At 71.8% G+C, this 25958-nt stretch carries 23 protein-coding genes and 1 pseudogene; 15 read left to right on the forward strand and 9 right to left on the reverse strand.

Features of this window, described 5'->3' with window-relative positions:
• The first annotated feature begins 5 nt into the window (after positions 1 to 5).
• Positions 6 to 1445, forward strand: coding sequence for an NF041680 family putative transposase (locus KUM44_RS42960; protein ID WP_217215286.1), 1440 nt, complete (start codon positions 6 to 8; stop codon positions 1443 to 1445).
• A gap of 240 nt (positions 1446 to 1685) precedes the next feature.
• Here KUM44_RS42960 and KUM44_RS42965 read toward each other — a convergent pair whose 3' ends face one another.
• From KUM44_RS42965 to KUM44_RS42975, 3 genes are read right to left on the reverse strand one after another with little or no spacing between them, the layout of a single operon-like run.
• Complete coding sequence (locus tag KUM44_RS42965) at positions 1686 to 1898, reverse strand: hypothetical protein (protein ID WP_217215191.1); 213 nt, start codon at positions 1896 to 1898, stop codon at positions 1686 to 1688.
• Positions 1899 to 1920: 22 nt separating this feature from the next.
• Complete coding sequence (locus KUM44_RS42970; RefSeq protein WP_217215192.1) at positions 1921 to 2325, reverse strand: hypothetical protein; 405 nt, start codon at positions 2323 to 2325, stop codon at positions 1921 to 1923.
• A gap of 19 nt (positions 2326 to 2344) precedes the next feature.
• The gene (locus KUM44_RS42975) at positions 2345 to 3175 is read right to left on the reverse strand and encodes a hypothetical protein (protein WP_217215193.1); all 831 of its coding nucleotides are present in this window, start codon (positions 3173 to 3175) and stop codon (positions 2345 to 2347) included.
• A gap of 239 nt (positions 3176 to 3414) precedes the next feature.
• On the opposite strand from KUM44_RS42975, the gene KUM44_RS42980 reads away from it, so the two are divergent.
• The 5 genes from KUM44_RS42980 (at position 3415) to KUM44_RS43000 (ending at position 12158) form a co-directional block, all read left to right on the forward strand.
• Entirely contained in the window at positions 3415 to 4140 is a 726-nt protein-coding gene (locus tag KUM44_RS42980) for an SDR family NAD(P)-dependent oxidoreductase (protein WP_217215194.1), read from the forward strand.
• 440 nt (positions 4141 to 4580) lie between these two features.
• Entirely contained in the window at positions 4581 to 5783 is a 1203-nt protein-coding gene (locus KUM44_RS42985; protein ID WP_308402853.1) for a glutamate--cysteine ligase, read from the forward strand.
• A 150-nt stretch (positions 5784 to 5933) separates the two neighbouring features.
• The gene (locus tag KUM44_RS42990) at positions 5934 to 7718 is read left to right on the forward strand and encodes an N-acetylglutaminylglutamine amidotransferase (RefSeq protein WP_217215196.1); all 1785 of its coding nucleotides are present in this window, start codon (positions 5934 to 5936) and stop codon (positions 7716 to 7718) included.
• On the forward strand, positions 7691 to 9937 hold the full coding sequence (locus tag KUM44_RS42995) for a prolyl oligopeptidase family serine peptidase (RefSeq protein ID WP_217215197.1): 2247 nt from the start codon (positions 7691 to 7693) through the stop codon (positions 9935 to 9937). The genes KUM44_RS42990 and KUM44_RS42995 overlap by 28 nt, the downstream gene beginning before the upstream one ends.
• Positions 9938 to 10034: 97 nt before the next feature.
• The gene (locus KUM44_RS43000) at positions 10035 to 12158 is read left to right on the forward strand and encodes a SpoIIE family protein phosphatase (RefSeq protein ID WP_217215287.1); all 2124 of its coding nucleotides are present in this window, start codon (positions 10035 to 10037) and stop codon (positions 12156 to 12158) included.
• A 43-nt stretch (positions 12159 to 12201) separates the two neighbouring features.
• Here the strand turns inward: KUM44_RS43000 and KUM44_RS43005 are convergent, their stop codons facing one another.
• Positions 12202 to 12423 (reverse strand): DUF6480 family protein, encoded by a 222-nt coding sequence (locus tag KUM44_RS43005; protein WP_217215198.1) that lies wholly within the window; start codon positions 12421 to 12423, stop codon positions 12202 to 12204.
• Between the two features lie 35 nt (positions 12424 to 12458).
• Positions 12459 to 12881, reverse strand: a complete 423-nt coding sequence (locus KUM44_RS43010) for a CBS domain-containing protein (protein ID WP_217215199.1) — start codon at positions 12879 to 12881, stop codon at positions 12459 to 12461.
• Positions 12882 to 13050: 169 nt separating this feature from the next.
• On the opposite strand from KUM44_RS43010, the gene KUM44_RS43015 reads away from it, so the two are divergent.
• The 9 genes and pseudogenes from KUM44_RS43015 to KUM44_RS43055 all read left to right on the forward strand — a co-directional run bounded on the left by KUM44_RS43015 (position 13051) and on the right by KUM44_RS43055 (position 21369).
• The gene (locus tag KUM44_RS43015; RefSeq protein ID WP_254390955.1) at positions 13051 to 13473 is read left to right on the forward strand and encodes a hypothetical protein; all 423 of its coding nucleotides are present in this window, start codon (positions 13051 to 13053) and stop codon (positions 13471 to 13473) included.
• 88 nt (positions 13474 to 13561) lie between these two features.
• Positions 13562 to 14242, forward strand: coding sequence for a DUF6766 family protein (locus tag KUM44_RS43020; RefSeq protein WP_217215200.1), 681 nt, complete (start codon positions 13562 to 13564; stop codon positions 14240 to 14242).
• 44 nt (positions 14243 to 14286) lie between these two features.
• Positions 14287 to 14511 (forward strand): annotated as a pseudogene (locus tag KUM44_RS43025) (hypothetical protein); the annotation flags it as partial.
• 228 nt (positions 14512 to 14739) lie between these two features.
• Positions 14740 to 15486: an SOS response-associated peptidase gene (locus KUM44_RS43030; protein ID WP_217215201.1), complete on the forward strand. Its 747-nt coding sequence runs from the start codon at positions 14740 to 14742 to the stop codon at positions 15484 to 15486.
• A gap of 146 nt (positions 15487 to 15632) precedes the next feature.
• Positions 15633 to 16580, forward strand: a complete 948-nt coding sequence (locus tag KUM44_RS43035; RefSeq protein WP_217215202.1) for a metal ABC transporter solute-binding protein, Zn/Mn family — start codon at positions 15633 to 15635, stop codon at positions 16578 to 16580.
• Positions 16577 to 17416 carry a metal ABC transporter ATP-binding protein gene (locus tag KUM44_RS43040; protein WP_217215203.1) on the forward strand — a complete coding sequence of 280 codons (840 nt, stop codon included), beginning with the start codon at positions 16577 to 16579 and terminating at the stop codon, positions 17414 to 17416. Before KUM44_RS43035 ends, KUM44_RS43040 begins: the two co-directional genes overlap by 4 nt.
• Positions 17413 to 18285 (forward strand): metal ABC transporter permease, encoded by an 873-nt coding sequence (locus tag KUM44_RS43045; RefSeq protein WP_217215204.1) that lies wholly within the window; start codon positions 17413 to 17415, stop codon positions 18283 to 18285. Before KUM44_RS43040 ends, KUM44_RS43045 begins: the two co-directional genes overlap by 4 nt.
• 46 nt (positions 18286 to 18331) lie before the next feature.
• Positions 18332 to 20311: a heavy metal translocating P-type ATPase gene (locus KUM44_RS43050; RefSeq protein WP_217215205.1), complete on the forward strand. Its 1980-nt coding sequence runs from the start codon at positions 18332 to 18334 to the stop codon at positions 20309 to 20311.
• A 218-nt stretch (positions 20312 to 20529) separates the two neighbouring features.
• The gene (locus KUM44_RS43055) at positions 20530 to 21369 is read left to right on the forward strand and encodes a class I SAM-dependent methyltransferase (RefSeq protein WP_217215206.1); all 840 of its coding nucleotides are present in this window, start codon (positions 20530 to 20532) and stop codon (positions 21367 to 21369) included.
• Here the strand turns inward: KUM44_RS43055 and KUM44_RS43060 are convergent.
• The 4 genes from KUM44_RS43060 to KUM44_RS43075 all read right to left on the reverse strand — a co-directional run bounded on the left by KUM44_RS43060 (position 21355) and on the right by KUM44_RS43075 (position 25913).
• Entirely contained in the window at positions 21355 to 22425 is a 1071-nt protein-coding gene (locus tag KUM44_RS43060; RefSeq protein ID WP_217215207.1) for a LacI family DNA-binding transcriptional regulator, read from the reverse strand. The genes KUM44_RS43055 and KUM44_RS43060 overlap by 15 nt on opposite strands.
• A gap of 173 nt (positions 22426 to 22598) precedes the next feature.
• Positions 22599 to 22940 (reverse strand): hypothetical protein, encoded by a 342-nt coding sequence (locus KUM44_RS47430; protein ID WP_217215208.1) that lies wholly within the window; start codon positions 22938 to 22940, stop codon positions 22599 to 22601.
• Entirely contained in the window at positions 22937 to 24703 is a 1767-nt protein-coding gene (locus KUM44_RS43070; RefSeq protein WP_217215209.1) for a beta-galactosidase, read from the reverse strand. The genes KUM44_RS47430 and KUM44_RS43070 overlap by 4 nt, the downstream gene beginning before the upstream one ends.
• A 37-nt stretch (positions 24704 to 24740) precedes the next feature.
• Entirely contained in the window at positions 24741 to 25913 is a 1173-nt protein-coding gene (locus KUM44_RS43075) for a sugar MFS transporter (RefSeq protein ID WP_217215210.1), read from the reverse strand.
• Positions 25914 to 25958: the final 45 nt, after the last annotated feature.

Below are 25958 nucleotides of genomic sequence, written 5' to 3' on the forward strand. Positions count from 1 at the left end.
TGGTGATGAGAGTGCTGGAACGGGTCGCGGAGCGGGACTCATTCGTGGAACTGTCACGCTTCCGGACCGATTTTTACGGGTGCTTGTCGGCGCGGGCGGACGCGTTCTTCGAGCTCACCGACGCATTGCTGTGTGCGGACGGGCCGGTGAAGACGCCCGTGGAGCTGTCTCTGACCGCCGAGCATCGTCGCGGCTATGGCTCGCTGTACGGCGCGTTGAACCACGGCGGCCTGGACGTGGACCGACTGCGGGATCTTCTGGTGCCGCTGCCGTTGCCGCGTTTCGACGGGCGGCTCGTGCTCACCGTGGACGTCTCCCCGTGGCTGCGGTCGGATGCCGCGTGCGCACCGGAGCGGTTGTTCTGTCACGTCCACGGCCGGTCCGGCGCGGCCGCGCAGATCATCCCAGGCTGGCCGTACTCCTTCATCGCCGCCCTGACGCCGGACCGCACGTCGTGGACCGCCGTTCTGGACGCCGTCCGGCTCGGTCCCGCCGACGACGCCGCGGCCGTCACCGCCGACCAGCTCCGGCAGGTAACCGAACGCCTCATCACGGCCGGACAGTGGCGGCCCGGAGACCGGGGCACGCTGATCGTGATGGACGCTGGCTACGACGTGATGCGCCTGGCCTGGCTGCTGCGGGACCTGCCGATCGAACTGGTCGGCCGCCTGCGCTCGGACCGTAACCTGCGGCTCCCGGCCCCGCCCCGCGTCTACCAGCCCAAGGGCGGCCGACCGCCCGAACATGGCAAGGAGTTTCGCCTCGCGAAGCCGGAGACCTGGCCGGAGCCGCCGACGGTGCCGGTGAATGACACGCCCCGCTACGGCAAGGCCGAGGATCGGGCATGGGACCGGCTTCACCCGGAACTCCAACAACGCTCCGCCTGGATCGACCACGACAGCGAACTCCCTATCATCGAGGGCACGCTGATCCGCCTCAAGGTCGATCACCTGCCGGGCGACCGCGACGCGCCACCGGTGTGGCTGTGGTCCTCTGCCACCTGGGCCAGCCCGGACGGCATCGATTTCGTCTGGTCGTGCTACCTGCGAAGATTCGACCTGGAGCACACAGTCCGCCTGTTCAAACAGACGCTCGGCTGGACCAGGCCGCGGCTGCGTCACCCACAGGCGGCGGACCGCTGGACCTGGCTCGTCATCACCGCCCACACCCAACTCCGCCTCGCCGCCCCGCTCGCCGCCGACCAGCGCAAACCCTGGGAGAAGGTCACTCGCTCCGGTACGGTCCTCACGCCGACCCGCGTCCGGCGCGGGTTCCGACACCTCCGACCTCACTTGCCCTGCCCGGCCCGCGTGCCCAAACCCAGCCGTCCCGGCCCCGGACGCCCACCCGGCTCCAAGAACCGGCACCCCGCCACCCGCCACGACGTGGGCAAAACCGTCAAACGACCCAGCACCCTCTACGAACGAGATCAGGCCAAACGTTAAGGATCAAGCAAAGCCATGCAGGCGTCCTCGGGCAGGCCGGAGATCAGGCGCTTCGGCCGTGCCGCCGCGTACGGCCCCTACGACGCCTGCCTGGCCCACCCGCCGGAGGTCGAACGCACGAACTGCCTGTCCGGCCCGGCCCCCGATGCCGACATCGACCCCTCCGGCATCACCTTCTCCAGCGATCCACTGCACCGACTACTCGACGCCTTTCGGGACCGGCGACCGGACAGGCCCTCCTCAACCGCGCCCGCTTCGACGCCGCTGCGTTCTGCGGCAGTGCCGACTTCGGTGAGGCGGCGACGGGAAGTCGCTGAAGGTGCGGGGAAGTTGCCGTCGGCGGCGGGCCCCCATGACCACGAAGTCGCGGACCCCCATGACCACGAAGTCGCGGACCCCCATGACCACGAAGTCGCGGATCCCGAGGATCACGAGGGTGGTGGCGAACGCCACCGTTTCCTTTTGCGGGGCCGGGCTATTCCGGGCCGCCGGGCAACCGGCTGGACCTCCGGGCGCGGCGATGGCGCCACCAGCGGATCACCACGCCGATGGTGAGAAACAGCACCGGCACGCTGACCATCAGGCCGCCGACCAGCAACTCGCCTGAACCGCCTCGCTGCACGTCGAGAACTCCCGCGTAGACGAAGAGAGCCATGGCGCTGTCGAAGACCACGACGAAGCCCCATTCGGCGGCTTGGGGCCGGCCGGTCGGATCGGACTCCGGCGGCGGGCGGCCCAGCCACTCACGGATATCAATGACCAACATCAATACGAGCGGGCCCAGGAACACGACGGCGAGAAAGACAGCCACCAAGCGCATCACAGGATCACTGATGTTCACGGCCAGGATCACCGAACCCACACCCGCTGCGGCCGACATCAACCGCACCCCGATCTCGCTAGGTAACAGCATCGCTGCCCGCCTCGTCGTTGCCCGAGCCACCGGGTGTGCCGGGCGGCGGGCAGGCGGGGCGCCACCCTTGCCGGAGGACGCGATGCAACGCCTGGTCGAGCATGGCTCTGCCCGCTCCGGGATTCCACCAGAAGGACCAGTTGACGCTGATCGTCATCTCGATGAACTCGTCGTACTCGCGCGCGTCGGGGTACTGCGAGCCGCAGGACTTGTTGGTCACCCGCAGCTGGAACGGGTAGTACACCGTGGCCTTGGTCGCCCATATGCGGCCGTTCATGCGTTCAAGGGGGATCGGAACGCGGTGCAGCCGGTTGTCGTAGTCGTCGATGCGCAGTTCGCCCTTCTCCAGGTGCCGGTCGGGTTCGGGCAGCCGGGCCCAGGTGTGGTCGATGAGCAGCTCGTCCCACGCCAGGTGATCGCCTTCGGATGCCGCGCACGGGTCGTCGAGTACGCGGTCGACAGCGGAGTGCATCGACTCCTCGTCCAGCGTCGCCGTCTCGATGACCTGCGCGTCCACATACGTCGAGCGGGCGTCGGGCGGCGACTGCGGGGTCGTCACGAACCAGTTCCACCGCGGCGGTCTGTCGTCGGCCGGCCAGTCGTACTCGTCGTCCACCCACTGTCTGGTCACGCCGAACGTCATGGGCCTGATGAGCCCCTCGCACAGCGAGGCCAGCGCGCGGACCGCACAGTGAGCGGTGATGCCTTCCCGCTCGACCGGATTCCGGCCGGACGCCGATCCCCACTGAAATCCGCGCTCCAGCACGATCGCCTTGCTGTCCTTGAAGATGTAGTCCTCGGTGAGTTCCGGCCGCATCAGTCGCATTCCTGTGCAGTGACGGCGAAATGGGGCCGCCGGGCGGAAGGCCCCTGCCGACCAGCCAACGGCAAGGGCTTCGGGACCCGTCCCGAGGGATCACGACTCGATAATTCGGCCCCACTGGCTTCGGGCGAGAAGGACTACCCGGGCAGGCACGGCCCGGCCGGCGGGTCTTCGCGGCAGTGGCCGCCGGTCACCACCGGAAGGACGCCTCGCCCGGCGTGGGTGGTGCGCTCGTGAGCCGCGTTCTGGTGACCGGCTCCGTGGACGGTCTTGGGCGGGCCGCGGCGGAGGCGTTGCTGTCCGCGGGCCACGGTGTGGTGGTGCATGCCCGGAACCAGGAGCGTGCGGCGGTGCTGCGCCCTTTGGCCGAACGCGGAGCGGACCTCGTCGTGGGTGACTTCGTCGAGCGGGCCGCCGTACGGCGTGTCGCCGCCGAGCTGAACGACGCGGAGCCGCTCGACGCGGTCATCCACAACGCCGGAGTGTGGAGCGGGCCGGCGGTCATGCCGGTCAACGTCGTCGCGCCGTATCTGCTCAGGGCCCTGCTGCGTGGGCCACGCCGACTGGTGTACCTGAGCAGCGGCTCGCACTTCGACGGGCGCCCCTCGCTGGACCGGGTCGACTGGCGGGGTGAGCGCGCGGGCTCGTACTCCGACAGCAAGCTGTACGTCACGGCCCTCGCGGCAGCCGTGGCCCGCCTGCGGCTGGAGGCGCTGAGCAACGCCGTGGATCCGGGCTGGGTGCCGACCAGGATGGGCGGACCCCATGCGCCGGACGACCTCGAGCTCGGCCATCGGACGCAGGAGTGGCTCGCGGTCGGCGACGAACCCGAGGCCCTGACCACCGGCGGGTACGGGTACCACCGGCAGCGGATGGAGCCGCACCGCGCGGTCCACGACGAGGCGCTCCAGGGCCGGCTGCTGCGGGCGTTGGCCGCGGAGACGGGCACCGAGTTCTGAGGTGGGTGCGCGCGGCCCGGGCGGGGCCCTCTCAGTGCGCACGCGCCGCCGCGTTCGACGCGGTGCGGATCTACGTGGCCGATCTCCAGCGCGGTTCGTCGCGCCTCGAGGTCCTGGCTGCCGCGTCCTCGGGCGGCGGCCGACCTGACCGGGCTGTCACCGAGCCGGCACGGCTGATCCGGAGGGTGTCAACTGGCTGCTGCGCGGTGTCTCCCTCATCCTGGAGACGACGATCGTCCACGAGCAGGGCCGTGGCCCCGAGGTCACGGTGGTGGGCCGACCCCCTCCTGCTCATCTGCGAGACCCGCGGCTCATATGCGCAAATGGAGCTTACCTGTCCGAAAGGTGGGAACTCAGAAAGCACCACAAGCCGCCGCATCCCCCCGGGGGCCGGGCGATCCCCACCCTGCGGGCAGGCTCTCGGATCCCTAGGAGCGATCGTGACCGTGTGCATCGGAGTGGAGGAGGAGTTCCACGTCCTGGAGGTGGAGAGCGGAAGGCTCGTCCCGCGTGCCGATGCGGTGCTGCGGCGGCTTCCCAGACGCACCTTCACGACCGAACTGCATCAGTGCACGGTGGAGTCCAACAGCGCAGTGCACGCATCCCTGCACGACCTGTACGCCGACCTCACCAGCACCCGACGGCAACTGGACGCGGCCGCCTCCTCGTTGGGCCTTGCCGTGGTCGCCGCCGGCACGGCCCCCCTGGCACCCGCCGCGCTGGCACACCTGACCCCCGGGGCACGCTACCGCCACATGGCCGACGAGTACCGCAAGGTCGCCGACGAGCAGCTCATCTGCGGCGCCCAGGTCCATGTCGACGTACCCGACCGCGACACCGCCGTACGCGTCATGTGCGAGGTCTCGCCCTGGCTGCCCGTGCTGCTGGCCATCTCCGCCAGTTCACCGTTCTGGCAGGGCGCCGACACCGGATACGCGAGCTGGCGCACCCTGCTGTGGCAGCGCTGGCCCACCGCCGGGCCGGTCGGCTGCTACCAGAACGCGGCCGAGTACGACGCGGCCGTGGACGAGCTCGTACGGGCCGGGATCATCAGCGACGCGGGGATGATCTACTACGACATCCGCCCCTCCGCTCATCTGCCGACGCTGGAACTGCGCACCTGTGACGCCTGCCCCCGGGCGGAGACCGTCGTCCTCCTCGCCGGACTCTTCCGCGCCCTGGTGACCGAGGCCCGCGAGCGACTGCGCAGGAACGGTTCCTCCGGCTGCGCGGGCCGGCACGAGTGGCTGCGCGGCGCGTCATGGCGTGCCGCCCGCTCCGGCCTCGAAGGCACGCTGGTGGACCCCGAGACCCACCAGGAGGCGCCCGCCCACCAGGTCGTGCGCAAGCTGCTCGTCCGGCTGCGGCCCGCGCTGGAGACCCACGGAGACTGGGACGCCGTCCGGGAGCTGACCGAGGCGGCCCTCGCGGACGGCAGCGCCGCCCAGCGCATACGCCGGGCCGCGCAGAAAGAGGACCTGCTGGGCTGTGTCGACATGCTGATCGCCGAGACCCGCGGCGAACGCGGACACCACAGGCCGGTACGGCGCCGACAGCACGACCGCGTGCTCGCCCCGGTCGTCGTCACGGGCCGTTCGCGCGCCTCCGCCGATCCCGCCGCGCCGGACGGCATCGGAGGCTGATGTGCCGGTGAACATCGCCGGGTCACCCCGAAGGGGCTTCGCGCTGTCCCGCGCCACCGCCCGGATCTTCACGATCCCGGCCGGCGGACGCGGGCAGGCACACCCGTGGCAGTGCGTCAACGCAGAGGCGTGGAAGGGAGGCGGGCCGTCATGTGCGGTCTGACTGGGGAGATCCGCTTCGACGGCCGGCGAGCCGACCGGGCGGCGGTCGGCCGGATGACCGACCGGCTCGCCGCCCGTGGGCCCGACGGTCAGGGCACCTGGGCACGGGGCCCGGTCGCCCTCGGCCACCGGCGACTGAAGATCATCGACCTCTCGGACCGCGGCGCCCAGCCGATGACCGACGCCCGTGCGGAGATCACCGGCGTCTTCAACGGCTGTGTGTACAACCATCCGGAGCTGCGCGAGGAACTGCGCAGCCTCGGGCACCGTTTCGAGTCGACCTCCGACACGGAAGTGGTGCTCAAGGCCTACCAGCAGTGGGGCACCGCCTGCGTGGAGCACTTCCTCGGCATGTTCGCCTTCGCGATCGTCGAGCACCGCACCGGCCGGGTCGTCCTCGCCCGGGACCGGCTGGGCATCAAGCCCCTGTACCTGGCGCGGACACCGGGCCGGCTGCGGTTCGCCTCGACACTGCCCGCCCTCCTCGCCGCCGGAGACGTCGACACCTCACTCGACCCGGTGGCCCTCCACCAGTACCTGAGCTGGCACGCCACGGTCGCCGCGCCGCACACCCTCCTCAACGGCGTACGCAAGCTGCCGCCCGCCACCGTACGGGTCGTCGAACCGGACGGCACCCATCGCGACCACTGCTACTGGCAGCCCTCCTACACCCGCCGGGCCGACTGCGCCGGCATGGGCGCCGACGAATGGCGGGACGCCGTACTGGACGCCCTGCGCACGGCCGTACGCCGCAGGATGGTCTCCGACGTGGAGGTCGGGGTCCTGCTCTCCGGCGGCCTCGACTCCAGTCTGATCGTCGCGCTGCTGGCCGACGAGGGCCAGCGTGACCTGATGACGTTCAGCGTCGGATTCGAGACGGAGGGCGGTGAGAAGGGCGACGAGTTCCGGTACTCGGACCTGGTGGCCCGCGAGTTCGGGACCGTCCACCGGCAGCTGATGGTGCCCTCCGACCGGGTGTCGACGGCTCTGGACGGGGCGGTCGCGGCCATGAGCGAGCCGATGATCAGCCACGACGTGGTCGCCTTCTACCTGCTGTCCGAGCAGGTGTCCAAGGAGGTGAAGGTCGTGCAGTGCGGCCAGGGCGCCGACGAGGTCTTCGCCGGCTACCACTGGTACCCGCAGCTCGCGGAGGTGTCCCGGGAGGAGGAACCGGAGCGCTACGCCACGACGTACTTCGACCGTCCGCACGCCGACCTCGCCCGGGTCCTGCGGCCGGACATGATCCCCCGCGACGACGTCTCGAGCCGGTTCGTCGACCGACACATGGCCGTACCCGGAGCGGAGACGGCCCTGGACGCCGCCCTCCGCCTGGACACCCACGTCATGCTCGTCGACGACCCCGTCAAACGGGTCGACAACATGACCATGGCCTGGGGCCTGGAGGCCCGGGTGCCCTTCCTCGACCACGAGCTGGTGGAACTGGCTGCGGCCTGCCCGCCGGAACTGAAGCTGGCCGACGGCGGCAAGGGCGTACTGAAGGAGGCCGGCCGCAAGCTCCTGCCCCGCGAGATCGTCGACCGCCCCAAGGGCTACTTCCCGGTCCCGGCGATCCGGCACATGGCGGGCCCCGTCCTGCAACGCGTGCGGACGGCACTCGACGCACCGGAGGCCCGAGGACGCGGTCTGTTCCAGGAGTCGTACGTGGCCGAGCTCCTCGCGGCGCCCGACGAGCACCGGACCAGGCGCGGGGCGAACGCCCTGTGGCAGATTGCTTTGCTGGAGATATGGCTGCAGACCCACGGAATCAAGTGACCGAGGACGGGGAGACACGGGCGGCACCCGCACCCGCGCACGTGCTCGCTCGGCCCGGGGCCTTCGAACCGAACCGCGCGCAGCCTCCGGACAGCCGGACGGGGGACCTGCACGACACGGCCCGGGCGGCCCCGGAACCGGTGCCGCTGCCCGAGGCGGGCGGCCCGCGCGACGCCGTGACACGGCTGCGCGCGCACGGCTGCTGGTATCCCTCGGCCAACGCCGACGGCACCGAGACGGCCTTCATCTGCGACCGGGGCGGCGTGCCGCAGCTGTGGGCCGGCGCCGTCGGCAGTGACGACGTACGGCTCCTCGACTCCTCACCGGATCCCGTCAAAGAGGTGCTCTGGTCGCCGGACGGCCGCTGGATCGCGTACACCACCGCGCCGGGCGGCGGCGAGCACACGCGCGTGCTGTGTGTGCGTCCCGACGGCTCCGGCCGGCGCCTCCTGGCCGGGTCCGACCCGGCGAGCTCCGCCTATCTGGGGTGCTGGGCGCACGACAGCTCGGCCGTCGCCGTCACCTTCGCCGCGCCGCCCGCCCCCCGGTACGAGAGCTTCGCCGGGCACGCGGTGCCGGACACGGACGTTGAACCCGCCGACGGCCACCCCCTGGGCACCCGCATGGCGGCCGACTGGGCGGACCGGGACGGTCATCCGACCCTTCTGGGCCCCGCTGCCTACGACGCGGCACCGGGAACGGAGCCCCTCGGCCCGGCCATCGACGTCGCGGCTCCGGCGGCGCCCGCGGTCCGGCCCGACGGAGGACTGTCGGTCTACCTGATCGACCCGGACGGTCTGGCCTCCCCCGTGCTGCTCACCACGGAGACCCACGCCGCCTCCCTGCGGGTCTGCGATCTCAGCCGCGACGGCGGCCTCGCACTGCTGCGCCGGGGCCCGCGCGGCCGGCGCGAGGCGGTCGTCCGGCGCACCGCCGACGCGGAGAACACCTTCACCCTGCCGGTCGCCGACGGCGACCCGTGGATCGGCCGGTTCTCCCCGGACGGGCGGACCCTGTGGCTGCGCAGCAACACCGCCCGGGAGTACGCGGCGCTCTTCGCGGTCGCTCTGGACGGCGACGGCGAGGCACGCGCCGTGTCGGTCGTGGCGGAACGCCGGCGCAGCGACCTCGAACTGCTCGCCTTCGCCCACGACGGCCGCACCGCGGCGCTGGCCTGGAACGTCCAGGGAGCGAGCGAGCTGGAACTCGTCGAGACCTTCCCGACCCGGCAGGCCCCCGACCGCACCGGCCCGGCACGGCCCGTCCCCCTGCCCCACGAGGTCGTCACCCGCATCACCGCCGCCGGCACCGGACGCCTGATGCTCGCCCTGTCCGGATCGCAACGCCGGCCCGGTATCTGGTGGGCCCACGAAGGCGTGTCCATGCTGCGCACCCCGTGGTCCTCCCAGGACGAGGACGCCGTCCCGCCGGGCCGCCCACCGGTACGCCCCGTCCCCTTGCGTCTGAAGGCGAGGGACGGGCTGCCCCTGAGCGGCTGGTACTACCGAGCGCCCGGCCGGGCCCCCGACGAACCGGCACCCTGCGTGATCCACCTGCACGGCGGCCCCGAGGAACAGGAACGTCCGGTGTTCCACCCGCTCTACCACGAGCTGGTCGGGAGGGGCCTGGACGTCTTCGCCCCCGACGTCCGGGGCTCCCTCGGGCACGGCCGTTCCTTCGTCGACGCCGACCTGGGCACCGGTCGCTTCGCGGCGTTCGACGACGTCGCCGACTGCGCGGGCCACGCCGTCATGGCAGGCCCCGCCGACCCGACACGGCTGGCGGTCATGGGACGCTCCTACGGCGGCTATCTGACGTTCGCCTCCGTCGTCTGGCACCCGGATCTGTTCCGCACCGCGGTCGCCGTCTGCGGCATGTCGGACTTCCTCACCTTCTTCGCCGGCACCGAGCCCTGGATCGCGGAATCGGCGGCGCACAAGTACGGCCACCCGGAACGCGACCGGGAACTGCTGAACGCCCTGTCGCCGATGAGCCGCATCGACGCGCTGCGCGTCCCGCTGCTCGCCGTCCACGGCGAACACGACACCAACGTGCCGCTGGGGGAGTCCCAGCAGTTCGTACGCGCCGCGCGGGAGCGGGGGATCGACGCCGAACTGCTCACCCTGCGCGACGAGGGCCACGACTTCCTGCGCGCGGAGAACCGGCGGCTGTTCCGCCGGGCCGCCGCGGACTGGCTGGAACGCCACCTCCATCTCTGAAGCCGGGCTGACCCGGAGGTGTCAGCCGGTCGTGCCGTGGTGCGGCGACCCACGTGCCAACCGCCCCTCAGGGGCGTAACGTCCTGGTATGGGCGGCATGACCGGTACGGGCGATGGGGCCCCGGACGCCGACGCGCTGGATGCCGCCTTCGCGGAGACCGTGCGCCGAACCGGTGCGTCCATCGGCGCTCTCTACCTGCTCGCACCGGACGAGCGGCTCCTCCTCCTGGACCTGCTGTGCGGGGCTCCGGTCGAGTTCGCCGCACCGTGGACGAAGGTCCCGCTCGCCTCCCCGGCTCCCGTGGCCGACGCCGTCCGTGAGGACCGTCTGGTGTGGGTCGGCAGCCAGGAGGAGATGGTCCGCTCCTACCCGCGCACCGCGCTGGTCCTGCCCTACCCGTTGGCGCTGGTCGCCGCGCCGGTGAACGGCGTGCGGCCGTGCGGCTCCCTGCTCCTGATGTGGCCGGCGACGCGCCCGCCGTACATGACCCAACGGGAGCGGGGCAACATCACGTCCAGTTGCCGGCGTCTGGCCCGGCTGCTCGAAGAGACGGCCGAGAAGGCCGGTTCCCGCGCCGGACGCGCACAGCCACGCGCCGTCCCCGTCGGAACCGGCCACCGCTCGGCGAGCCCGGAGGCGGCCCTGTCCGACTTCGTCGAGCGGCTGCCCGGCGGCAGCTGCGCCCTGGACCTGGAAGGGCGTTTCACCTACGTCAGCTCCGGCGCCTGTGCACTGCTGGGCCGTGACGCCGGTCAGCTGCTCGGCACCCAGCCGTGGCAGTCACTGCGCTGGCTCGACGACCCCAGCTACGAGGAGCGCTACCGTGCCGCGGTGATCAGCCGGGAACCCGTCTCGTTCACCGCGTGCCGCCCGCCGGGCCAGTGGCTGGACATTCATCTGTACCCGGACGCCAGCGGCATCAGCGCCCGTGTCGTCCCCAGCGGGGCGCACCCGCCGCCCTCGCCCGCGCCCCGCCGGTCCGCGCGCGACGCCCCCACTCCGGCCCGGGCCGGACAGCTCTACCAGCTCCTGCACCTTGCCGCCGCGCTCACCGAGGTCGTCGGAGTGCAGGACGTCGTCGATCTCGTCGCCGACCAGATCATGCCCGCCTTCGGCGCCCAGGGACTGGTGCTGTCCACCGCCGACGCCGGCCGGTTGCGGATCACCGGCCATCGTGGCTACCCCTCGCACACCATCAGACGCCTCGACGGGCTGCCCCTCGACACGTCCTTCACCCCGGCCGGGCAGGCCCTTGGCAGCGGCATCCCCGCGTTCTTCGCCACCCCGGAGGAGATGCGGCGCAACTACCCCGAGGCGCCGCTCGTCAGCGGAAAACAGGCCTGGGCATTCCTGCCCCTGATCATCTCCGGCCGGCCCGTCGGCGTCTGCATCCTGTCCTACGACAGCCCTCACACGTTCCCCGCCGAGGAACGCGCCGTCATGACCTCTCTCGCCGGACTCATCGCCCAGGCCTTCGACCGCGCCCGCCTCTACGACACCAAACACGCGCTCGCCCACGGCCTCCAGCAGGCACTCCTCCCACGCGGCCTGCCCCCGATCACCGGCCTGCGGGTCGCCGCCCGCTATCTGCCCGCCACCCGGGGCATGGAGATCGGCGGTGACTTCTACGACCTGATCCGGCTCGGCGAAACCGCGGCAGCGGCCGTCATCGGCGACGTCCAGGGCCACAACGTCGCGGCCGCCGCCCTGATGGGCCAGGTGCGCACCGCTGTCCACGCCCACGCGACCCTCGGCACACCCCCCGACCAGGTCCTCCACCGCACCAACCGGCTCCTCACCGACCTCGGCCCCGACCTGTTCACCAGCTGCCTCTACGCCCACCTCGACCTCGCCCGCAGACGTGTCACCCTCGCCGCCGCCGGGCACCCACCGCCCGTTCTGCGTCTCCCCGACGGGGAGACACGGCCCGTCGTCGTCCCGCCCGGCCCGCTCCTGGGCATCGACCCCGACGCCGTGTTCCCCGTGACCGAGATCCCGCTCACCACCGGGATGCTGCTCGTCCTCTACACCGACGGCCTCGTCGAAAGGCCGGGCACCGACCTCGACGAATCCATCGCCCACCTCACCCACCGTCTCGCCGCCGCCGACGACCGGGACCTGGACCTGCTCATCGACACGCTGCTCGGGAAGGCCGCCACCACCGGGCAGCGCACCGACGACATCGCCCTGCTCGTACTCCAGCACGCGACGCATCCCTGACGGCCGAGGGCGCGGTGGACGGCTCCTGGTGCCGCTCACGCGATCAGAGCGCCACGACCATGGCGATCAGCCCGACCGCCACCAGCACCACCACCAACATGATCAGGACGAGCGGCGCGGCAGCCCAGCCCCTGCGCAACTCGTTCTGCGGATAGGAGATGCCGGCCGTGCTGTCGGCCTCGGCGGGCGGTGTCTCACCAGGCGGTACACCGCTGCCGGGTTCGGGACCCGGAGCTCGGGTCGGCTCGGGATCGGGGTTCGTCATGGCGCACCCTCCTCTCCGGGACGGGTCGCTGCGGCTCACTTGTTGGGGCGCGCGGAGCTGATGTCGCCGAGAGCGGACTCGGGATCGCGTTCGATGGCCAGGTCACCGATGGAGACGATGCCCACCGCGTGATCCTCCTGGTCGACGACCGGTACCCGCCGTACGGAGTGCTCGCGCATCAACCTCACCGCGAGCCCCAGGTCGTCGTCGGGCTTCACCGTGACCAGGTCCTCGCTGCACGCATCGGCGACGGTCGTACGGTCGGGGTCGCCGCCCTCGGCCATGGCGCGGATCACCAGGTCACGGTCGCTGACCAGCCCGCGCAGATGCTCGCCCTCGGTGACCAGTACGGCACCGATGTCCTCGTCGCGCATCATGCGGGCCACCGTCTGCACCGAGGTCAGCGGTTCGACCGTCATCGGGTCGGTCGTCATGACGTCGCGGACATGCTGAGTCATGGGAACGTCCCTCCGTGGAGTGGGGCGGTGCCGCTCACCGCCGTACGGCCACCGAGTACCCGTGGACGACCTTCTCCCACGTGACCCGAGCGGGTGTCTCTCACCGTGCGGCCCCTCGACACGTCGCCGATGCTGGTCCTCCACGCCACAGAGATCGGGATGTGAGCGGATGCGACGCGCGAGGGCGATCAGGAGAGTGTGCCGGGGCGTGCTGCCGGCCGTGCTCGCCGTGACGACCGGCTGTGGTGCCGCCGCGGGCGAGCGCGGGGATGCCGCGTCCGCCGCCGCGACCGGGTTCACGGCCGCCTTGCAGCGGGCCGACGGCCGGCAGGCGTGCGCCCTGCTGGCGCCGAGAACGCTCGACGAACTGGAGAAGTCCGAGCAGACGTCCTGCGATCGGGCGGTGGTCCAGGAGCGGCTGCCCGCCGGGGACACGGTCCGCAGCGTGGACGTGTACGGGGACCAGGCCCGGGTGGTCCTCACCGATGACACGCTGTTCCTGGCCCACTTCCCGACCGGCTGGAAGGTCACCGCCGCCGGGTGCACCCCCCGTCCGGAGCAGCCGTACGACTGCACGGTCCAGGGCGGGTGAGGGCATCGATGCGGACCATGTTCACCCTGTGCCTGGTGCTCGTGATCGGGGGCCTCGCCTACTTCATGACGCTGGGGCTGATGCACCGATGAGAGTGCGTCGCTTCCTGCACGAGAACGGTCTGAGCCTGGCCTTCGGAAGCGGCTTCCTGCTGGCCCTGTGCGGACAGGCCGTCGCGGGGCACGCGGACTTCAACAACGCGCTGGTCACCGACGGAATGGCGCCGATCGGCCTGGGCGCGTACCTGACCTCGTCGGACTTCGCCGTCGACGTGACGGAGAACTGGCAGTCCGAGTACCTCCAGTTCTTCCTCTACATCTTCGTCACCGTCTGGCTGCTCCAGCGCGGCTCGCCGGAGTCCAAGGAACTGGACAAGGCGGGCCCCGAGTCCGACGAGGACCAGCTCGTCGGGGAGCACGCCCCGCCGGACGCCCCCCGCTGGGCACGGGCCGGCGGCTGGCGGCAGGCGGTGTACTCCAGGTCCCTGGGCCTGGTGATGGGCGGCGTGTTCCTGCTGTGCTGGCTGGCCCAGTCCGTGACCGGCACCGCCGCCTACAACGAACAGCAACTGCGTGACCTCCAGGCCCCGGTCAGCTGGGCCGAGTACCTCACCGCCGCCGACTTCTGGAACCGCACCTTCCAGAACTGGCAGTCCGAGCTGCTGGCGGTGGCCTCGATGGTCGTCCTGTCGATCTACCTGCGCCAGCGCGGCTCCCCCGAGTCCAAGCCGGTCGGCGCCGCCCACACCGCGACGGGCGTGGAGGGCTGACAGGGGCCCGGCGTCAGGCAGCCGTGGCCAGGGGTACCGGGGACGCATGGCGCGCCGCGAACGAGACGACGATCACCGACTGGGATCCGGTCTCCAGGCAGCCCCTGTTCAAGACCGCCGCGGCCGCGCTGCACCGCGTCCAACGCGCTGACGGCGACACCGCTCCCGCGCCGAGGACCACCGCATCCGCACCGGCCCGCGCAGGCGCGGTACCGGGCACGACCGGCGGCCGGTCCGCCCTCGTCAGCGAGTCGGGGGACGCCATATGAACGGCATCACTCTCACCTTGCGCGCCCTCCACCACGGCGAACAGCCCGCCTGGCCGAGGAGCTGACGGCGGTGGCGGAGCGCCACCGCCCGGAGCACGAGGTCCACCCTCGCCGGCCCTGCCGACCCCGAACCCGCCGACCCCGGCCCGGGTCCCCTCCTGCTGCGTGACCTGCGCGGCCTCACCAGCCTGTGAGGACGGACCCACCGCGCCGTGGCACAGTGGCCGTATGTGCGGCCGCTACGCCTCCACCCGCAGCCCCCAGGACCTCGCCCAGCTGTTCCAGGTCGCCGAGTGGCATCCGGAGGAAACCCTGGCGCCGAGCTGGAACGTGGCGCCGACCGACGAGGTGTGGGCCGTACTGGAGCGCCCTCCGCGCGGCGCCGGCGAGGGCGAACCGGCCCGGCGCCGGCTGCGGCCGCTGCGATGGGGTCTGGTGCCCTCCTGGGCCAAGGACGTCAAGATCGGCGCGCGCCTGATCAACGCACGGGTGGAGACCGTGCACGAGAAGCCCGCCTTCCGCCGGGCCTTCGTCAAACGCCGCTGCCTGCTGCCGGCCGACGGCTTCTACGAGTGGGACGAGGTCAAGGACCGCAGGTCGGGCAAGGTCCGCAAGCAGCCGTACTTCATCCATCCGGAGGAGGGACAGGTCCTGGCACTCGCCGGGCTGTACGAGTTCTGGCGCGATCCGGAGATCAAGGATGCCGACGACCCCGCCGCCTGGCTGCTGACCTGCACCATCATCACCACCGAGGCCACCGACGCGGCCGGCCGCATCCACCCCCGGATGCCGCTCGCCCTCACCCCCGAGCACTACGACGCCTGGCTCGACCCCGACCACCAGTGCACGGACGACCTGCGCGCCCTGCTCACCCCACCGGCTGACGGTCACCTGGACGCGCGCCCGGTCTCCCCGGCGGTGAACAGCGTCCGCAACAACGGCCCGCAGTTGCTGGACGAGGTGCCCGCCCCCTGACCTGGCGGAAGGTGAGTTCTCGGTAAGGGTTGCCCCAGGGGCCGGTCGAAAGACGCGTTTGACATCCGTTTTCATCTAGCGTGGGCGCGACGCCGGCCCGAACGGACTTCGGCGGACCATTCGCTTTCCCTGCCCCGGAGGAACCCATGCCCGCGCCCTCGCTCCGACTTCTCGCCCCGGTGATAGCCGGCACCTGCCTCGTCTGCCTCGCGGGCTGCGGCGGTTCGTCCGGCTCCGGCGGCGCTGACAACGATGCCGCGCAGAGCCCCGCCGCGACGTCCCTCGTCCCCGTCGTCGCCTCGACGAACGTCTACGGCGACATCGCCGAGCGGATAGGCGGCGGCAAGGTCCAGGTCACCTCCGTCATCAGCGACCCCGACCAGGACCCGCACTCCTACGAGGCCAACACGCAGAACCAGTTGGCGCTGTCCAAGGCCAAGGTCGTCATCGAGAACGGCGGCGGCTACGACGACTTCATCGACCGCATGCTGAAGAGCGGCGACGGCGACTCCTCCGCCGACGTGATCAACGCCGTCAAGCTCTCCGGGAAGACCGCCCCGGCGGGCGGGGAGCTCAACGAGCACGTCTGGTACGACTTCCCCACGGTCGCCAAGCTCGCCGACGGCATCGCCGCCGCCCTGGCCAAGGCCGACCCGGCCGACGCCGCCACCTTCACCGAGAACGCCAAGGGCTTCAAGGACAAGCTCAGGCCGCTGGAACAGAAGGAAGCCCGGATCAAGGCCGACCACGGCGGTGAGCGGGTGGCCATCACCGAGCCCGTGCCGCTGTACATGCTCCAGGCCGCAGGGCTGAAGAACGCGACGCCCGAGGAGTTCAGCGAGGCCATCGAAGAAGGCGACGACGTCTCCGCCCGGACCCTCCAGGAGACGCTGGCCCAGTTCACCGGCAAGAAGGTCAAGGCGCTGGTCTACAACGAGCAGACCTCCGGCCCGCAGACCGAGAAGGCCGAGCAGGCGGCCAAGGCCGCCGGAATACCCGTGGTCCCCGTGACCGAGACCCTTCCCCACGGCAAGGACTACCTCGGCTGGATGACCGCCAACGTCGACGCGCTCGCGAGCGCGCTGGCCAAGTGAGCCGGTCCGCCGGGGCCGACGACGCCGCGCCGATCAGCCTGCGCGGAGCGGCCCTGTCCTACGGCGAGCGCGTGCTGTGGCAAGGCCTCGACCTCGATGTGCGGCCGGGCGAGTTCCTGGCCGTGCTCGGCCCCAACGGTGCGGGCAAGACCAGCTTCGTACGGGCCCTGCTGGGGCAACGGCAGCTGTCCGCGGGCACGTTGACGGTCCTCGGCCGCCCGCCCCACAAAGGCAGCCGGCACATCGGCTACGTCCCGCAGCAGGCGACCTTGTCCGCGCAGGCGATGCTGCGCGCCCGCGACCTGGTCCGCTTCGGCATCGACGGGCACCGCTTCGGACCCCGGCCGCGCACGGCCGCCGTACGCCGCCGCGTCGACGAGGTCCTCGCCTCGGTCGGGGCCACCGCGTACGCGGACGTCCCCGTCGGCCTGCTCTCCGGCGGCGAACGACAGCGCGTACGCATCGGACAGGCCCTGGTGACCGACCCCCGCATCCTGCTCTGCGACGAACCGCTGCTCTCCCTCGACCTGCACCACCAGCGGGCCGTCACGGAACTGGTCGACGCCCGGCGCCGCTCCCACGGCACCGCGGTGGTGTTCGTGACCCACGAGATCAACCCCGTGCTGGGACTGGTGGACCGCGTGCTGTACCTCGCCCGGGGCGGCTACCGCGTCGGCACCCCCGACGAGGTGCTGACCTCCGAGGCCCTGTCGCGGCTGTACGGCACCCAGGTCGACGTCATCCGCGTCCGGGACCGCGTCACGGTCGTCGCCGTACCCGACGAGGCGGCACAGGAGCCGCACCATCCCGAACTGCCCCACGGAGTACGGCCATGACCCTCGCCGACGGGATCTGGCAGCAGATCTTCAACTTCGAGAACTACGGCGAACTGCTCGCCCTGGTCCGCAACTCCCTCATCGCCGGCGCCGCGCTCGGCCTGGTCGGCGGCCTGGTCGGGGTGTTCGTGATCATGCGGGACCTGCCGTTCGCGGTGCACGGGATCAGCGAGCTGTCGTTCGCCGGCGCCTCGGCCGCGCTGCTGCTGGGCGTGAACATCGTGGCCGGCTCGATCGTCGGCTCGATCCTCGCGGCCGGGACGATCGGGCTGCTCGGCTCCCGCGCCCGGGACCGCAACTCCGTGATCGGCACCATCATGCCGTTCGGCCTCGGGCTCGGCGTGCTGTTCCTCGCCCTGTACAAGGGCCGGGCGGCGAACAAGTTCGGCATCCTCACCGGGCAGATCGTCGCCGTCGAGACCCCGCAGATGTCCTGGCTGCTCGGCACGTCGGCCGTCGTGCTCGTGGCACTGGCGGTGATGTGGCGGCCGCTCGCCTTCGCCAGCGCCGACCCGGAGGTGGCCGAGGCGCGGGGCGTACCGGTGCGCGCGCTGTCGTTCGCCTTCATGATCGTGCTGGGCCTCGCGGTCGCGCTGTCGGTGCAGATCGTCGGCGCGCTGCTGGTCCTCACCCTCGTCGTCACGCCGGCGGCCGCCGCGGCCCGGATCACGGCCTCGCCGGTGCTCCTGCCTCTGCTGAGCGTGGTGTTCGCGGTGGCCTCCATCGAGGGCGGGATCCTGCTGGCCCTGGGCAGCTCTCTCCCGATCAGCCCGTACGTCACCACGATCTCGTTCGCGATCTACCTGGTGTGCAGGGCGCTCGGTACCCGCCGGGCGCGGAAGTGGGGAGCCGTTCGAGCCGCCTCCTGACATGAAGACATGAATGAGTCTTCATTCGTTCCTTTATGGTAGGGGTATGACTTCCACGCTCACCCCACCGTCGGCCGACGCCGCCGCGTCCACGCGTGCCACCGCCGCGCCACGGCGGCGCACCCGGCTCCTCGCGCTGCCGGAGGTCCGCTGGGCCGTCGCGGCCACCGCACTGTTCCTGCTCGCGCTGCCCCTGCAACTCGCCGGAGCGCCGGCGTGGACATGGGGCCCGCTGTACGCGCTGGCCTACGCCACGGGCGGCTGGGAGCCGGGCTGGGAAGGGCTCAAGGCGCTCAAGGACAGGACGCTCGACGTCGACCTGCTCATGGTCGTAGCCGCGCTCGGTGCCGCCTCCATCGGCCAGGTGATGGACGGCGCCCTGCTGATCGTCATCTTCGCGACCTCGGGCGCCCTGGAAGCGCTCGCCACCGCCCGCACCGCCGACTCCGTGCGCGGCCTGCTCGACCTGGCTCCCGCCACGGCCACCCGGATCGCCGGCGACGGCACCGAACAGACCGTCGCCGTCGAGGAGTTGACGATCGGGGACACCGTCCTCGTACGGCCCGGCGAGCGCGTCGGCGCCGACGGCCGGGTGCTGGACGGCGCCAGTGAAGTGGACCAGGCGAGCATCACCGGCGAACCGCTCCCCGCCGCGAAGGAGCCGGGCGACGAGGTCTTCGCGGGGACCCTCAACGGCACCGGCGCCCTGCGCGTCCGCGTCGAACGCGACGCCTCCGACTCCGTGATCGCCCGGATCGTACGGATGGTGGAGGAGGCGTCCGAGACCAAGGCGCCCACCCAGCTGTTCATCGAGAAGGTCGAACAGCGCTACTCGCTGGGCATGGTGGCCGCGACACTCGCCGTGTTCGGTGTCCCGCTCGCCTTCGGCGAGGAGTTCTCCGAGGCGCTGCTGCGCGCCATGACCTTCATGATCGTGGCCTCGCCCTGCGCGGTCGTCCTGGCCACCATGCCGCCCCTGCTGTCCGCCATCGCCAACGCCGGCCGGCACGGCGTGCTGGTGAAGTCGGCGGTGGTCATGGAACGCCTCGGCCAGGTCGACGCAGTCGCGCTGGACAAGACCGGCACCCTCACCGAGGGCACGCCACGGGTGGTCGCCGTACGGCCGCTGCCCGGCTCCGGCCTGGCCGAGGACGAGCTGCTGAGGCTGGCCGCGGCGGCCGAGCACGCCAGTGAACATCCGCTGGCCCGAGCGGTGGTGGACGCCGCACGCGACCGGCGTATCGACCTGCCCTCCGCGCAGGACTTCACCTCCGCGCCCGGGGTCGGCGTGAAGGCGGTCGTCGACGGCCGCACCGTCGAGGTGGGCGCCCCGGCCCGCCTGCTCGACGACAGTGACGGCGAGGTCGTTGCGCTCGCCGGGGAACTCGAGGAGTCCGGCCGTACCGCCGTCGTAGTGGTCGTCGAGGGTACCCCCGCCGGACTGCTCGGCATCGCGGACCGCCTGCGCCCCGACGCCGCCGCCACCGTCGCCGCTCTCACCACCCTCACCGGCACCGCCCCGACCCTGCTCACCGGCGACAACCCCCGGGCCGCCGCCCACCTGGCCGCCGAGGCCGGCATCGAGGACGTGCGCGCCGGGCTGCTGCCCCAGGACAAGATGGCCGCGGTCAAGGAGCTGGAGTCGGCCGGCCGCAAGGCGATGGTCGTCGGGGACGGCGTCAACGACGCGCCCGCCCTGGCCGCCGCCCACATCGGCGTCGCCATGGGCCGGGCGGGCTCCGACCTCGCCCTGGAGACCGCCGACGCGGTGATCGTCCGCGACGAACTCGCGGCCGTCCCCACCACCGTCGCCCTGTCCCGCCGCGCCCGGAAACTGGTCGTGCAGAACCTCGTCATCGCCGGCGTGTTCATCACCGGCCTCGTCATCTGGGACCTCGCCGGCACGCTGCCACTGCCGCTCGGCGTGGCGGGCCACGAGGGCTCCACCGTCCTGGTCGGCCTGAACGGGCTGCGGCTGCTGAGGGACGCGGCGTGGGAGCGGGCGGCGGCGGACGGGACGGCCTGACCGCCCCGTCGTTGATCAGCGCGTGCGCAGGAGGCTCGCCGCTCCCCTCATATTCCCTCGCCGGTGCGGCTGCTGGGCGCAGGGGGGTTTTGAAGGTCCCGCACAGCACCCGTGGCGTCCGGCACGCACCCTCGCCGCACGCCGCGGGACCAGCCGCTGCCGCGGCGGGCGCGGGCACCGCACGGGACTTTCAAAACGCCCCCTATAGCCTGCTCCGCATGCCCGACAACACCACCCGAGCACAGCGCGACGACAGGCCCGAGGAGTCCCGGCGGGTGCGCCTGAGCCGGACGTTCGACGAAGACGCCGAGCTCTATGACCGGGCCAGGCCCGGATATCCCCCGGAGCTGTACGACGACCTCGCGGAGCTTGCGGTCGCCGGCCCCGGCAGCCGTGTACTGGAGGTGGGCTGCGGGACCGGCCAGGCGACGGTGCCGCTGGCTGCGCGGGGCTGTCGGATCACGGCCGTCGAGGCGGGACCGAGCATGGCCGCGGTCGCGCGTCGCAACCTGGCCGGGACCGCCGGCGTGGAGGTGGTGACGGCGGAGTTCGAGAGCTGGCCGCTGCCGCAGGAGCCGTTCGACGCGGTTGTCTCGGCCACCGCGTTCCACTGGATCGACCCAGCGGTGCGGGTGTCCAAGGCCGCCGACGCGCTGCGTCCGGGCGGGGCGCTCGCCGTGGTGCGCACCCAGCATGTGAGGGGTGGCACCGAGGACTTCTTCGCCGAGGTCCAGCACTGCTACGAGCGCTTCGACCCGGAGACGCCGCCCGGTTTGCGGCTTCCGGCGGCCGCCGACGTCGACGGGTCGGAGCATGCACGGGAGGTGGCGCGCAGCGGTCGGTTCGGCCCCGCGGTCTTCCGTCGTCATGAGCGGGATCTCACCTACACCACGGCCGAATACCTGGAGTTGTTGCGCACCTACTCGGGCCACCGAGCTCTTCCGGACCCCGCCAGGAACGGACTGCTGGGGTCCATCGGCGACCTGATCGACGGGCGGTACGGCGGCCGGGTGACCAAGCGTTACCTCATCGAGCTGGGAGTGTCATACAAGCGGTGACGCGGGGCCGCTGCTGCGGCGCACCACCAGGTCCACCGGAACCAGGGAGTCGACCACGGGCGGCTCGGTGGCGCCGTCGAGGCGGTCCAGGAGCAGGCGCAGCGAACGGGTGCCGATCTCGGCGAAGTCCGTGCGGACGGTGGTCAGCGGGGGGAGGAAGTGCGCGGCCTCGGGGATGTCGTCGTACCCCACGACGCTCACCTCGCCGGGGACGGAACGGCCGGCTTCGTGCAGTGCGTGGAGGACGCCGAGGGCCATCTGGTCGTTGGAGGCGAACACGGCCGTGACGTCCGCGCGCCGGGCCAGCTCCCGGCCCAGCTCATAGCCCGAGTCGGCGCTCCAGTCGCCGATCAGCGGGGCGGGCACCTCGGCGCCCGCCGCCTCCAGAGTGGCCTGCCAGCTGCCCAGCCGGTGGTCGGCGGAGGTCCAGCCGGTCGGGCCGGCGATGTGCCACACGGTGCGGTGGCCCAGCCCCAGCAGATGCTCGGTGGCCTTGCGGGCACCGGTCCGGGAGTCGCCGGTGACCTGCTGGGTGCCGGCGTCGAGGCCGTTCTCCAGCACGACCAGCGGGGTGTCGAGGCGGGTGTCCGCCAGCGCCTTTCCCACCCACAGCTGCGGGGCGATGGCGATCACGCCGTCCGCGCCCTCGGCGGACAGCCGGTTCACCGCCTCCACGACCGTGTCCGGCTCGGCCGTGTCCAACGCGATCGAGCTCAGCAGATAACCGGCCTCCTGCGCCGCGGTGTTGATCGCGGTCAGGATGGCGGCAGGCCCGTAGCGAGCGGCGTCGAACGAGATCACGCCGACCATCCGAGTCCTGCCGCTGGCCAGCGACCGGGCACTGCGGCTCGGCCGGTAGCCCAGGGTCCGCATGGCGGCCAGCACTGTTTCCCTGGTCTCGGGCCGCACCGACGGATGGTCGTTGAGGACACGGGACACGGTCTGTTTGGAAACCCCGGCCAGCCGGGCCACGTCGTCCATCACCGGACGCGCACCCGCGAAGTTCCGTCTGCTGCGCCCTCTCGGAGCGGAGTCGTCGGCGGACCTTGGGGTCATGGTGGCTGTTTCCTCGACGTCGTCACGGCGGTGGTGTCCCGCCCCGGCAGAACCCCAGCATAGGCAGGGCCACGGAGCGGGAACCCCCGAGACCGGCGCCTCATCCCGACCGAACCGGCCAGGCACGGCTGATGACCCACTCGGCCCGCGTCACGGCAGCCGTACGCGCCGCCTCACTCGCCCCGTCCGGCACATGAACCTGGGCATCCGCGTGCAGCGGCAGCACCCGTACGCGCAGGGTCGCGCCTCGCGCATGCGGGCAGTCGGCCGATGTCCCACACCCGACCCGAGATGAACCGGTCGGCGACGAGGGTGCCGCCCACGTAGGCACGCCCGAGGTCCCCGGTCCGGGGCAGCCGCAGCACGGCCCCGTCGGGGAGGAGTACTTGTCCGCGGGCACGCTCGCCCGCCTCGTCGGCAACCGCTTCCCTCTCCAGCAGTTCCTCCTCCGGGAGGCGGCCGGCCGGCGGGGGTGCGGCGGGCTCGGGGACGCGCGGGCGGTGTGAGCGGGTCACCAGGTGTTCTCCGGACCGAGGTCGGCGGTGTCGGTGAGAAGAGCGCGGGTGCCGGTCGTGGCGTGCAGTTCCAGCACGACGAGCTGGTTGGCGCCCGGGCGCAGGATCGGTGCGGGGACGTACAGCGTGTGCTGCGGGCCGCGGTTCCAGTAGCGGCCGAGGTGGAAGCCGTTGATCCAGGCCTGGCCCTTGGTCCAGCCGGGCAGGGCGAGGAAGGTGTCCGCCGGGGCGGCCACCTCGAAGGTGCCGTGATGGAAGGCCGGTCCGGCGGCCGTGGGCGCGTCGGACGGCTCGAACGGCACCGCGTCCAGGGTGTCGAGGGGCAGCGGGTGGCAGTCCCAGCCGTGCAGCGGGGTGCCGTTGAAGGTGACGGGGCCGAGGAGGCCCTTGGGGGCGCCGATGCGGGGGCCGTAGTTGACGCCGCCCATGTTCTCGACGAGGACGTCCAGCGTGGCGCCAGGTCGCGGGACGCGGAAGGGCAGGGTCTCGTCGTGGCGTTCGCGCTCCAGTACGCCGACGGGGGCGCCGTCGACGAAGACCTGGGCGCGGTCGCCGACACCGCCGGCGAAGTGCAGCAGACCGTCGCCCGCCGCCTCGACGGTCGTGCGGTACAGGGCGTAACCCCTGTGCAGGCCCAGGTCGTTCATCGTCACCGGGTCCTCGGTGCGCACCGGCTCGGCGAGGGCGGACGCGTGGGGGAGGAGCGGGGCCCGACGGTCCAACTCGACTGCGGTGACCGGGAGTTTGGGCGTCGGTGCGGGGGCGGGCTCGTCGGGGACCGGGGCGTGTCGGGCGATGACCTCACGGAAGGCGTGGTACTTGGGGGCGGGGTCGCCGCACTCGGTGAGCGCGGCGTCGTAGTCGTAGGACGTGACCGTGGGCTCGTAGGCGTGCTTGTGGTTGGCGCCGTTGGTGAAGCCGAAGTTGGTGCCGCCGTGGAACATGTAGATGTTGACCGAGGCACCGCTCGACAACAGTCGGTCCAGGTCGGCCGCGGCGTCGGCGGCGTCCCGCACATGGTGGGGACCGCCCCAGTGGTCGAACCAGCCGATCCAGAACTCCGCGCACATCAAGGGACCGTCGGGCTGGTGCCGGCGCAGCTCCGCCAGGTTCTGGTCGACCCTGCTGCCGAAGGTCACCGTGGCGAGGACGCCGGGCAGGGAACCGGCCGCCAGATGTGCGGGGTTGGCCTGGTCGCAGGTGAAGAGCAGTTCCTCGACACCTCGGGAGCGGAAGGCCTGTTCGAGGTGCTTGAGATAGGCGGAGTCGTCGCCGTAGGCCCCGTACTCGTTCTCCACCTGTACGGCGATCACCGGGCCGCCCGCCGCGGCCATGTGCGGCAGCAGCGGGGGCAGCAGTGCGTCAAGATAGCGGTCGATCGCTCCGGTGAAGCGGGGGTCACTGGTGCGCAGCCGGATGTCGTGGTCCGAGACCAGCCACGCGGGCAGGCCGCCGTCGTCCCACTCGGCGCAGATGAACGGACCCGGGCGCAGCAGGACGTACAGTCCCTCGTCGCGGGCCAGGCGCAGATAGCGCGGCAGATCGAGGAACCCGTCGAGGACGAGCGGGCCGTCCGGGTCGGGCTGGTGCAGGTTCCACGGCACATACGTCTCCACCGTGTTGAGCCCCATCAACCGGGCCTTGTGCAGCCGGTCGGCCCACTGGTCGGGGTGGACACGGAAGTAGTGCATCGCACCGGAGATGATCCGGAACGGCTCGCCGTGCAGCAGGAAACCGTCGGGGGACGTCGTCAGAGCGGACATGCGGAAGCTTCCCTTCGCTAGGGGGTAGGCGGCGGACTCAGCGCGTTCGGCTACTTCGGATCAGCCAGAGCGTGGCGGCCAGACACAGCGCCGAGACCCCGGACAACACAAGCGGGACCGTACGGATCCCCGACCACTCGATGGCCTTGCCCAGCGCCGGACCTGCCACCACGCCGCCGACCATGGAGGCGGCGATGACCAGCGCCCCCGCTCTGCGCGCCCGCGGGGCCACCCGGTTGAGCCAGGGCAGCCCGGTCGGGAAGATCGGGGCGATGAACAGGCCGACACCGGCATACGCGTACGGGGCGAGCGCCGGGACCGAGGCGAGCAGCAGACAGGCCGTCATGCCCGCGCATGAGACCGTGATGATGGCCTGGGCCGAGAAACGCAGCGCGATCGGGGCGACCAGGAAGCGCCCGACGGTCATCATCAGCCAGTACACGGACGTGGCCGTGGCCGCGAATCCGGCGCCGTAGCCGACGGTCTCCAGATGCGTCGGCTCCCAGCCGCCGACACCGGCCTCGATACCGACGTGCAGCACGTACAGGGCGACGAACACGGCGAGTACGGAGGCAAGACTGCGGGCGAGGACCTGCCCGCCGTGCGACTCACCGGCCGCCTCGGCCGGCTGCGGAGCCCGGTCGCGCACGCCGCGCAGACACAGCAGCAGCGGCAGGTTGGCCAGCGCGAAACCGAGGAAGACCGCGGGGTAGTGGCCGGAGCCGACGAGGCCGATGAGCGCCGGGCTGAGGATCGCGCCGATGCCGAAGTGCGCGTGGAGGATGTTGAGCATGGCGGTCGACCGCTGCCCGAAGCCGACGGCGAACAGCTGGTTGAGGCCGTAGTCGATCCCACCGAAGCCGAGCCCGGCCAGCAGGGCCATGGCCAGCGCGGCCGGCCAGTTCGGCGCCAGCGCGAAACCGGCCGCACCGACCGCCATCAGCAGGTACGAGGCACCGAGGATGCGCCGGTTGCCCACCCGCCCGTAGAGCCGGTCGAAGAGCAGCACACCGGCCACCCCACCGACGAAGTGCGCGCTCAACCCGAGACCGGCAGCCGACGGAGACAGCCCGAACTCCTGACGGAAGGCCGGAATCGCCGGGCCGTACAGGGCCTGGAGAGCCCCCATCAGTACGAAGCCCACGCAGGAGGCGACCACGGCGGCGTGGCTGAAGACCCGGGGGTGCGGGGGTGCCGACGTCACTGCCATAAGGACGGATGTTACCGGTAACATCGCCGCTCTCGTCAAGGTGGT

Source organism: Streptomyces sp. AC550_RSS872 (genome assembly GCF_019049285.1).
In the GTDB taxonomy this organism is placed as follows: Bacteria; Actinomycetota; Actinomycetes; order Streptomycetales; family Streptomycetaceae; genus Streptomyces.

Excerpts from the sequence above, each read along its gene's own strand:
- KUM44_RS43000 (WP_217215287.1), top strand. The coding sequence starts at position 10,035 with ATGACCGGTACGGGCGATGGGGCCCCGGACGCCGACGCGCTGGATGCC.
- KUM44_RS43060 (WP_217215207.1), bottom strand. The coding sequence starts at position 22,425 with ATGACCCCAAGGTCCGCCGACGACTCCGCTCCGAGAGGGCGCAGCAGA.
- KUM44_RS42960 (WP_217215286.1), top strand. The coding sequence starts at position 6 with ATGAGAGTGCTGGAACGGGTCGCGGAGCGGGACTCATTCGTGGAACTG.
- KUM44_RS43055 (WP_217215206.1), top strand. The coding sequence starts at position 20,530 with ATGCCCGACAACACCACCCGAGCACAGCGCGACGACAGGCCCGAGGAG.
- KUM44_RS43050 (WP_217215205.1), top strand. The coding sequence starts at position 18,332 with ATGACTTCCACGCTCACCCCACCGTCGGCCGACGCCGCCGCGTCCACG.
- KUM44_RS43020 (WP_217215200.1), top strand. The coding sequence starts at position 13,562 with ATGAGAGTGCGTCGCTTCCTGCACGAGAACGGTCTGAGCCTGGCCTTC.
- KUM44_RS42995 (WP_217215197.1), top strand. The coding sequence starts at position 7,691 with ATGGCTGCAGACCCACGGAATCAAGTGACCGAGGACGGGGAGACACGG.
- KUM44_RS43015 (WP_254390955.1), top strand. The coding sequence starts at position 13,051 with ATGCGACGCGCGAGGGCGATCAGGAGAGTGTGCCGGGGCGTGCTGCCG.
- KUM44_RS43030 (WP_217215201.1), top strand. The coding sequence starts at position 14,740 with ATGTGCGGCCGCTACGCCTCCACCCGCAGCCCCCAGGACCTCGCCCAG.
- KUM44_RS43005 (WP_217215198.1), bottom strand. The coding sequence starts at position 12,423 with ATGACGAACCCCGATCCCGAGCCGACCCGAGCTCCGGGTCCCGAACCC.
- KUM44_RS42990 (WP_217215196.1), top strand. The coding sequence starts at position 5,934 with ATGTGCGGTCTGACTGGGGAGATCCGCTTCGACGGCCGGCGAGCCGAC.
- KUM44_RS42975 (WP_217215193.1), bottom strand. The coding sequence starts at position 3,175 with ATGCGGCCGGAACTCACCGAGGACTACATCTTCAAGGACAGCAAGGCG.
- KUM44_RS43070 (WP_217215209.1), bottom strand. The coding sequence starts at position 24,703 with ATGTCCGCTCTGACGACGTCCCCCGACGGTTTCCTGCTGCACGGCGAG.
- KUM44_RS43075 (WP_217215210.1), bottom strand. The coding sequence starts at position 25,913 with ATGGCAGTGACGTCGGCACCCCCGCACCCCCGGGTCTTCAGCCACGCC.
- KUM44_RS42970 (WP_217215192.1), bottom strand. The coding sequence starts at position 2,325 with ATGTCGGCCGCAGCGGGTGTGGGTTCGGTGATCCTGGCCGTGAACATC.
- KUM44_RS43010 (WP_217215199.1), bottom strand. The coding sequence starts at position 12,881 with ATGACTCAGCATGTCCGCGACGTCATGACGACCGACCCGATGACGGTC.
- KUM44_RS43045 (WP_217215204.1), top strand. The coding sequence starts at position 17,413 with ATGACCCTCGCCGACGGGATCTGGCAGCAGATCTTCAACTTCGAGAAC.
- KUM44_RS43035 (WP_217215202.1), top strand. The coding sequence starts at position 15,633 with ATGCCCGCGCCCTCGCTCCGACTTCTCGCCCCGGTGATAGCCGGCACC.